This window comes from Deinococcus seoulensis (genome assembly GCF_014648115.1).
In the GTDB taxonomy this organism is placed as follows: Bacteria; Deinococcota; Deinococci; order Deinococcales; family Deinococcaceae; genus Deinococcus; species Deinococcus seoulensis.
This window is the reverse complement of sequence record NZ_BMQM01000020.1, coordinates 73,028-81,847: the sequence shown is the minus strand read 5'-3', so window position 1 is coordinate 81,847 and position 8,820 is coordinate 73,028. Positions and strand designations below refer to the sequence as shown.

General features: G+C 67.7%; 5 protein-coding genes. 2 read left to right on the top strand and 3 right to left on the bottom strand.

All coding sequences use genetic code 11. The features are described 5' to 3' along the window. Nucleotides 1-90: 90 nt before the first annotated feature. The gene (locus IEY70_RS14095; RefSeq protein ID WP_189065663.1) at nt 91-1,542 is read right to left on the bottom strand and encodes a replication initiator protein A; all 1,452 of its coding nucleotides are present in this window, start codon (nt 1,540-1,542) and stop codon (nt 91-93) included. Between the two features lie 800 nt (nt 1,543-2,342). Between IEY70_RS14095 and IEY70_RS14090 the strand changes: the two genes are divergently transcribed. Both IEY70_RS14090 and IEY70_RS14085 read left to right on the top strand, forming a co-directional pair. Continuing rightward, entirely contained in the window at nt 2,343-3,119 is a 777-nt protein-coding gene (locus IEY70_RS14090; RefSeq protein WP_189065662.1) for a ParA family protein, read from the top strand. After that, nucleotides 3,116-4,012 carry a ParB/RepB/Spo0J family partition protein gene (locus tag IEY70_RS14085; RefSeq protein ID WP_189065661.1) on the top strand — a complete coding sequence of 299 codons (897 nt, stop codon included), beginning with the start codon at nt 3,116-3,118 and terminating at the stop codon, nt 4,010-4,012. Before IEY70_RS14090 ends, IEY70_RS14085 begins: the two co-directional genes overlap by 4 nt. Nucleotides 4,013-4,204: 192 nt before the next feature. On the opposite strand, the gene IEY70_RS14080 is transcribed toward IEY70_RS14085, so the two are convergent. Further along, nucleotides 4,205-7,690 (bottom strand): bifunctional diguanylate cyclase/phosphodiesterase, encoded by a 3,486-nt coding sequence (locus tag IEY70_RS14080; protein WP_189065660.1) that lies wholly within the window; start codon nt 7,688-7,690, stop codon nt 4,205-4,207. 178 nt (nt 7,691-7,868) lie between these two features. After that, nucleotides 7,869-8,570 (bottom strand): HAD family hydrolase, encoded by a 702-nt coding sequence (locus IEY70_RS14075; RefSeq protein WP_189065659.1) that lies wholly within the window; start codon nt 8,568-8,570, stop codon nt 7,869-7,871. Nucleotides 8,571-8,820: the final 250 nt, after the last annotated feature.

Here is an 8,820-nt window from a genome sequence, read left to right as displayed (position 1 = left end):
TCTTCCGAAATCTCAATGCGCCGATGGGAACGGGCCATGCCCAAGTCTACTTCTTTGGTGCGTTGTACTTAGCAGACGGCACACAGGACTTCAGCGGGCGGGGCGGGTCGTGGCCTTGGCAGGCGGGGCGGGCTGGTCCTTCATGGCCTGCTCGTTCAGGCTCAGGCGGGCGCGCAGGTCACGCACGACAGCGCTTTTCTGCCCGCTGCTGATGCCCTTGATGGCCCAGGCCTTGATCTCCAGGGGGTCTTCCAGTCCCTCGTCGAGGGTCAGGCGCAGCAGGTCGAGTTCCTGCAGTTTCAGGTCGTTGCGCAGCAGGAAGGTCAGGGTGCGCATGACTTCCTCGACCTGTTTCTCGCGGGGCAGGGACAGCAGGACGGCTTCCGTATCGGCTTCCTCCTCAGAAGCCCGTAAAGGTGCCTCGAACAGACTTGGCTGACCAGACCCCCGCGCCTTGCCGCCCTGGCCCTTCACGGCCGGTTTCTGAGGCTCTGCGACCCCTTCGGGCAACTGGTACTTGCCTGGGTTCTTCAGGACGTCCACAAAGAAGGCCGGTTTGGAACGGGGCTTGTACCCGGCCGCCAGGATCGCCTTGCACCGCACCACGGCGTCGTCCACGGTCTGTTCGCCGTGCTCGCGCACGAGTTGCAGCGCGCGGGTCTGCGTGACACCCAGGTCCGCGAGTTCCTGAAGCAGCGCCGGGTCCGGCGGAATGAACGCCTCGCCGAACGTGTACTGGAGCATCTTTTTCTTACCGCGACCCAGGTACTCGACGTTTTTCAGGAACCCCTTCTCGATCAGTTCCTCGTGCGCGGCGTCCAGCGTGCGCTGCGCCATGCTGGGGCGGTCCGTCACGATCTTGCAGGCCTCGGCCCACTCCATCAGGCCCACCTGGTACGCCATGGCCACCGCGTCCGGGTTCTCGGGGTCACGGCGCTGGGCGTCCAGCAGGCGGTACAGCGCCCGCGTGGGTGGGCGTTTGAGGGTCTGCATGAACGACAGGTCCAGTGACTTGATGTACCCGGCGCGCACGCTGCGGGAGATTTCCTGAGGCAGCGTGATGCGCAGCACGGAACTGGCGTCGAGTTTCTCGGCCTGACCGGACGTGAATTCGATGCGGTCGATGTACCGGAAGTTCACGTTGGTCCAGCGGCCGCGCGGATGGTCACGCCACCCCTCCGAGATGAAATACGTCGTGGTGGTCAGGCGTTTGAGGCTCTCGTCCAGCGAGGTGTAGTACCGGCCGCTGGTGTCCAGTCCGGCCATCTGCAGCAACTGGTACGGCGTGCAGGTCACGGCCCCGTCGGCGGGGGAACCCTGATCGATGTACAGGTTGACGAGTGCGGCGCTGATGTCGGTATCGATGCCGTGCGGCACGCCGTATTCGGGCAGGGCCTGGCAGGTGACGCGGTACCGGCGGTCGCCGTCCTCGAGTTCCACGCTCCAGTCGCGGTAGTTCGCAGGGATTCGTTCCTGCACGCTGATCAGACTCAACCGGGCGATGTTGAGTTCGTCAAAGCGTTTGATTCCCTTGTCTGCCACGGCCCTGCCCCCTGTGTGTTTGTTGTTTTTCTTTTTGTTTTAAATCTCTTAAAAAGAATAATATATGTTGTCAACAACAGGCGCCCGACCCAGACGCGTGCTGCACGGTGTTTTCGGGGTGAAACGGCGCAAGTTGTCCGATAGTTTGGCGCAAGTTGTCCGATAGTTTAGACCCTTTTTCGGCGCAAGTTGTCCGATAGTCGGCGGCGAACGGCGCAAGTTGTCCGATACTTTCGGCGCAAGTTGTCCGATACCCAGACGGGCCAAACGGCGCAAGTTGTCCGATACCTGTGGATAAAAACGGCGCAAGTTGTCCGATAGTTTGACCCCAAACGGCGCAAGTTGTCCGATAGTTGCCGCGCTGCGAATCCACGCGGAAAATCATGCGTCCTGCACGCCATATTTCCTGAAACGGCGCAAGTTGTCCGATAGCCTGCCGCTCTGAAACGGCGCAAGTTGTCCGATAGGTAAAAATACGTAAATGGATAATTATATGATTAATTATACTTCTGTGGCGTAATAAGGTGGTCCTGTATCCCTGCTGCAGGTAGCCGACCTGACCGGCGCGGCCCAATTGTTCATCGGGACTTCATATTCGGCCATCCCAGCGCGAACCTGTCTGGTCCTGATGGCTCGATATCGAAGGAACGGACATGACGGAGTAGGGGGATCAGGCAAAAACGGCGCAAGTTGTCCGATAGTGCCGCCCGACCATCCGAGCACATGACGGCGGGCGCCAGCCGGGCAGAAGTGGCCTCCCACGCGACAACGCGGCCCCGGGCGCGGTAGTCTGCGCAGCAATGCGCACCCTGACGCTCTTCAACCATGCCGGTGGGGTCATGAAATCCAGCCTGACCCGCGACGTCGGCCACACCCTGGCCCAGGCCGGACAGCGGGTCCTGCTGGTCGATCTGGACCCACAGGCAAACCTGACCGACTGGCTGGGCGTGACCGGCGTCACCCGCGATCAGACCGTGTACGACACCGCCACGCGCGGCGACCCTCTTCCCTCCCCCGTTCACGTTCACGGCCTGGACCTGATTCCCAGCGACGTTTCCCTGGCCCTGGCCGAGGGTCAGATGATGGGCGTGGTCGGCGCGCACCTGCACCTGCGTCAGGCCCTGGCCTCCTGGAGTGACCGTTACGACGCCGTCCTGATCGACAGTCCGCCCAGCCTGGGGCAACTGTCCATCCTGGGCGCGCTGGCCGCCGATCACCTGATCGTGCCGGTCCCCACCCGCCAGAAGGGCATGAACGCCCTGGCAGGCCTGAGCGAGGCCATGGCCACCTACCGCAAGCTCCGCCCGGACCTGACGGTCGCGCTGTACGTGCCGACCCTGTACGACTCGCGCCGCTCTCATGACCGCGAGGCCTACGCGGCCCTGCGGGAACTGCTGAACCCGCTCGCCAGTCCCATCGCGGACCGCGGCGCGGTCTGGAACGACAGTGCCAGCGCCGGACAGCCGGTCGGCGTGTACGCGCCCGGCTCGCCCGTGCACCGGGACGTGCTGCGCGCCACCGCCGAGATCGCGCAGGCCGCCGGACTGAACGTGCAGATCGAAGGAGCGCAGGCATGACCCGCAAGACCCGCCCGGTGATCGGATCGCGCCTGAGTGGACTGGTCGCAGGTGTGGACACCCTGGGTCAGCCCGCCACGACCAGCCTCAGTACCGCGCTGCTGGACCCGGGTGAATTCCAGCCCCGCTATTACTTCAACCCGGACGCGCTGGAGGACCTGACCCGCAGTGTCCGCGAGCAGGGCGTGCTGCAACCGTTGCTGGTGCGCCCCACGCCCGGCGGCCGCTACGAGATCGTGGCGGGGGAGCGCCGCTGGCGGGCCGCGCGTCAGGCCGGACTGAGCGAGGTGCCGGTCCTGATCCGCACCCTGAGTGACAGTGAAGCCCGGCTGGCCGCCGCCGTCGAGAACCTGCAACGCGAGGACCTGAACGTCATGGAGGAAGTCCGCGCGAAACTCCAGGTGGCCGCCGTGACCCTGGGCGTCCACGAGGACAGCGCCGTGGCGCGCCTGTTCGCGCTGGACCGCCACCCCGAGAGCGACCCTGACCTGATCGGGAAACTCGACGCGGCGTTCGGGGCGCTCGGCCGGGAATCGTGGCGCAGTTTCATCCGGAACCGCGCGGCCCTGCTGAACCTCCCGGAGGAACTGCAGGAGGCCGTGAGGACTGGCCTGGACTACCGCAAGGCGCTGGTCATCGGCCGCGCCCCCACCGCCGAGCAGCGCGAGCGGATGCTCGAAGCCGCCGCGAACGGCGCGACCGTGGTGGCCCTGCGGCAACTGCTGAGCGGCCCGGATCAGCCGGGGCCGGACGTGTTCAGCACGGTCGCCCGCCAGTTGCGGGACCGTAAGGGACTGGCGCGCCTGGAACCCCGGCAGCGGGCCAGGGCCGAGAAGTTGCTTCTGCAACTCAGTGAACTGCTGTCCGGCGAGGGCAGCGACACGTCAGACTGACCGCAGCGCAGACTGGCCCTCTCCAGGCAGCGGTCGTGTCATACGGACTGCCGTTTGTTTCGCCAACAATCCGGAACTTCACCGCCCCTGCCGGCTCCACGTCCGGAGCCCGCCAAGCTCCCACTCGCTTCGCTCGGACCCAGCGGGCTTTGCAGCCCATTCAATCGGAGTCCGTGTCAGTAGTCTGTGCCGTCACGGCTTCTGGCTGCTCAGGACCGGGCCGGTCAGGATCAGGCCGCTCCGGTCGTCGGCCACCTGAAAGAGTGACGCCGCGACCGGGCGGCACAGCAGGTACCCCTGCATGAACTGCACGCCCAGCTGATCCAGCACGGCGCGTTCACCCGGTGTCTCGACGCCCTCGACGACCAGTTCCGTGTCCAGTTCGGCCGTCATCTTCAGGATGGCGCTCAGGAGACTCTGCCGCCGCTGCGTGACATCGATGTTCCGCACGAACGAACGGTCGATCTTGATGCAGTCCACCGGCAGTTGCTCCAGGACCGACAGGCTGGAGTGCCCGGTCCCGAAGTCGTCGAGTGCGATCCGGACGCCAGCGGCGCGCAGGGCGTTCAGTTGCCGGATGACCGGCGGGGTCGCCACGACCGCCTCGGATTCCGTGAGTTCCACCACCAGTTGCGACGGTACGCAGCCGGTGTCGCGCAGGGCCGCCTCGACCTGGGCGGGCAGGTCACCGCCCTGCAACTGACCGGCGCTGACGTTCACGTGCACGGTCACGCGCTGCCGGGTCTGGCGGCTCCACTGGGCTGCCTGCCGCAGCGCGCGGCGCATGATCTGGCGGCCCAGGTCACCGATCAGGCCGGACGCTTCGGCCACCGGAATGAACTCGGCGGGGGACACGAAGCCCAGTTCCGGGTCGTTCCAGCGGGCCAGCGCCTCGAAGCGCTGCCAGCAGGTCTGCTCCGCATGCGAGACCGGCTGGTAGTGCACGTCCAGCGCGTGGGCGTTCAGGGCGACCCGCAGGCGGTCCTCGATGGCGGCCAGCCGGGCGTGCCGCTGCGCGAGGTCCGGCGTGTACGCGCACCAGCGGGCGCGGCCCTGCCGTTTGGCCTCGTGCAGGGCCAGGTCGACTTCCTTGAACCACTCGCTGTCGCTGCCGCTGCCCTGCGCGTGCACGCTCAGGCCCAGCGAGATGCGTGGGTACAGGCGTATGCCGTGCACGGTCACGGGCCGTTGCAGGGAGATCAGCAGGGCGTCGGCCAGTGCCCGCGCCTGCGGGTCGGTGTGGCCGGTCAGAACCACCCCGAATTCGTCGCCTGCCAGCCGCGTGACCACGTGCGGCGCGGGGATCAGGGCGCGCAGGCGTTCGGCCGTCACCTGAAGCAGCGCGTCGCCGGTGTGGTGTCCGTGCGTGTCGTTCACGTGCTTGAACCGGTCGATGTCGAGCAGCATGACGCAGCCGCCCTGAGCGGCGTGGGCCACCTCGCGCAGCGCCTGATTGAATCCCCGCCGGTTGAGGAGGCCGGTCAGTTCGTCCTGGGTGGCCTGCTGTTCCAGGGCCAGCCGCAACTGGTGGGATTCCGTGATGTCGCGGGTGGTGACGATCACGCCGCGCAGGTCGTCGTTCTCGGACCACGGTACGGCGTTCATGACCACGGCGCGCTGTTCGCCGTGTGCGGTATGGAACGTGGCCTGCACGTTCCGGACGGCCTGGCCGGTCTGCGCGGCCAGCGAGATCGGGTACTGGCTGACGTCCAGCAGGTCGCCGGTCATGGTCCGCAGCGCCCAGACCGGATCGGTCAGAGAGGGCAGTCCGGCCAGACTGGTCAGCCCGACAGAGTCGAGGGTGGTGCGGTTGGCCTGCAGGGGCGTGCCGTCCGGCAGGCACAGGACCAGCGCCTCATCCACCGCTTCGAGGATGGCGCGGCTCTGCTCCTCGCGGCGTTGCAGGGCCTGAAGCAGCAGCGCCCGTTGCGTCGCCTGACCCAGGTGCGGCTGAATCCAGCGCAGGTGGTCGAGCTGGTCGGGGTTCAGGTCACGGTCCGTCTGGCGGAGTGCCAGGACCGCCCGGAACCGTCCGTCGCCCTTCAGCGGTACCAGCAGCACGTGCGGCAGCGACAGGGGCTCTGCCGGGCGGGGCGCGCCGCTCAGCCAGACGGGTCCCGTCTGCTGGATCAGCTGCTCCCAGCGGTGGTCGTCGAGATGCGAGAGCAGCGGCGCGTCCAGGTCCGGCTGGGTCCCGGCAGGCCACCGGGCGCGGCTGACCACGGCGGCCGCCTCGTCGTCGTAGCGGGCGATCAGCAGACCGCCGAGGCCCTCGGTGGCGGTCATGGCGGCCCGCAGCACCACCCCGTACGTGTGGGAGGGTTGCGAGGTCTGCCCCAGTTGCTGCAGCACCTGCTGCGTGATCGACTGACGCCGGGCCAGGCGCCGCTCCTCGGTCACGTCGTTCATGGTGCCCACCCAGCTCTGAACGCTGCCGTCGCTGTTCAGGATGGGCGCGGTCTGCACCAGGCACTGCACGGTCTCCCCCGCTGCGTTGCGCGCCATCAGTTCGAACTTCAGCGGCTTGCGGTCCCGGTTGGCCTGCTCACACATCCTCAGGTAATGCTCGCGGGAGACTGGCGGGAGGGCCTGCAGGTACCCCATGCCCTGGTACTGTTCGAAGGTCTGCCCCGAGAACGCCTCCCAGTTGGGCAGGCGCGTGTTCACCTGAAAGTCCGCGTCGGTTTCCCACACGAGCGAGTGGCTGGACTCGATCAGCGTGCGGTAGCGTTGCTCGGCGCGCTGCACGTCACTGAACAGCTGGGCACGTTCGGCGGCGGCCGCGCAGTGCTGCGCGAGCAGTTGCAGGTGCGTGATGACCGCCGGGTCCAGCACCCGCGCGTGCAGCAGGCTGAGCATCATCACGCCGATCCGGCGCGTGGCGGTGTGCAGCGGCAGCATCACGATCCGCTGCGTGAGCGGCGCGAGTTGCAGCGCCGGGTACCGCCGGCACTCCTCGCGGGTCAGGGTCATGACCTGCCCGGTGCGGAACACCTCGGCGGCCGGCAGGTCGGCCGTGACCGGCACCCGGGCGTACGGGATCAGGGTGACGGGATCGAAGTGCACGCGGTAGCGCAGGACCAGCGTGTCGTCCTGCGGGTCGTGCAGGGACACCAGGATGCCGTACACGTCCTCATGCAGGGTCGAGAACACGGTTTCCAGCACGCTGTCCAGGTCGGGCGCGGCGTACATCCGCAGCAGCAGGTCCGGCAGGCGCGCGGGCAGACGCGACAGTCCGGCGTGACCGACCGTGAACCACAGCAGGCTCTCCCCGTCGTCCGGCGCGGTTCCGGTGAGGCTGGACGGGACGGGGGGCGGCAGCCGTTCAATCCGCACGCTGCCCTGCCCCGGCAACAGCAGTTCCGGAATGTCGGTCACCTGTGCTGACAGCAGGGCGTCTGCCGCGTCCAGCCACGGCTGCCAGCCGGGCATCAGGGTGCGCAGGTCGCCTCCGGCACTGACGGTCACGGCCAGAATCTGCTGCGCGTCCGGCTCGGCGTACCGGATGATTCCGTCCCGGTCGACCGCGAGGCGTGCCCGTCCGTTCTGTCCGTCACGCGCGGCCGTGTCCGGCCCGCACTCCGGGTCACGTTTCTGCGGGGGCTGCGGGGTGCTCAGGGGGCGACTCCCTGTGCAGGGGCCGCGTACCTGCTGGGGAATCCGTGCAACATGCCTCACAGTCTAACGGCCCCGGTGCGTCCGGTGTGGAACAGTTCCTTCAGGTTCCAACGTCACGGGTGCCGACCTGCCCCTATTCAGATGGGTTCAGATGGGCGGTGGGTCATGCGGCCTGCCGTCTGTTTCACGGGCAGTCCGGTGACATTCCGAATTGCCAGCTCCACGTCCCGGGGGCGCTTCAGTCCAGGTCGTCCGGCTCGTCTGCCTGGGTGGTCTGTTCCAGCAGCTGGCTGTCGCCGGGCAGCAGGGCGTAGTCGCACAGGGCCATGAAGGCGCGGTCGGAGTGTTCGGCGCTGACCCCCACGGTCAGGGTGACGCCGCTCAGCTGGCCCAGCACGTAGTTCACGGCGCCCTCGACCCGGATGTCACGCGGCAGGACCGTGACCGTGTCGGGCGTGACTTCCAGGGTCAGCGCGCTGCTCAGCGGGCCGTCGGCCAGCCACTCGTGCAGGGCCGTTGCCGCCTGACGCAGCGCCAGTTCCAGCCCGTGCGGGTGGCTGATCCGCACCATCAGGGGGGCGCCGCTGCGACTGACCAGCGTGACGTCCATCCCCAGCTGTCCCAGTTGATCGACGTGCCGGGCCGCCTGATGGGCCAGCGTGACGGCCTGCTCGGAGCGGCGCTGCGCTTCGAGGCTCAGGCGCCGCCAGCCCTCGTCCTCCAGTCCGTCCGGGCCGATGACCACCGCGCCGCGCAGCAGCACCTGCCACGACGTGAAGGCCGCCGGGACGGCCAGCAGCCCCTCCTCGTCCAGGTCCGTGACCGGAATCAGCTCCGCCTGTCGCAGCAGGGTGTTCAGGCCGGTCGAGCGGCGGTCGGTCTCGCTGCCTGCCTCCGCATGCAGCAGGGTCGAGCGGGGATTGACGAAGGCGACGATCATGCCCGCATGCTAGGCCCTGCGCGCCGTTCATACCGGGTGCCCGGTGGCCGTTCAGGGCCGACTGTCCTGTGGTGGCCGCCCACCGGGCCATGAGCGGCCGAAGCCTGCCGCTCTGCTCGTCACATGACGAGCACGTCGGCGGGGGGATGGCGAGTGCTGAAGCCACGGCTGCCGTCCCGGTGCCTGTATGGGTTCCTGGGCGTGCCGCGTGGCTGCTGTGGCCCTGATCTGCCGCGCCCTTGCTCGTCAC

Bases quoted from the DNA above. Each gene is read 5' to 3' on its own strand.
- IEY70_RS14090 (WP_189065662.1), top strand. From the start codon at position 2,343: ATGCGCACCCTGACGCTCTTCAACCATGCCGGTGGGGTCATGAAATCC.
- IEY70_RS14085 (WP_189065661.1), top strand. From the start codon at position 3,116: ATGACCCGCAAGACCCGCCCGGTGATCGGATCGCGCCTGAGTGGACTG.
- IEY70_RS14075 (WP_189065659.1), bottom strand. From the start codon at position 8,570: ATGATCGTCGCCTTCGTCAATCCCCGCTCGACCCTGCTGCATGCGGAG.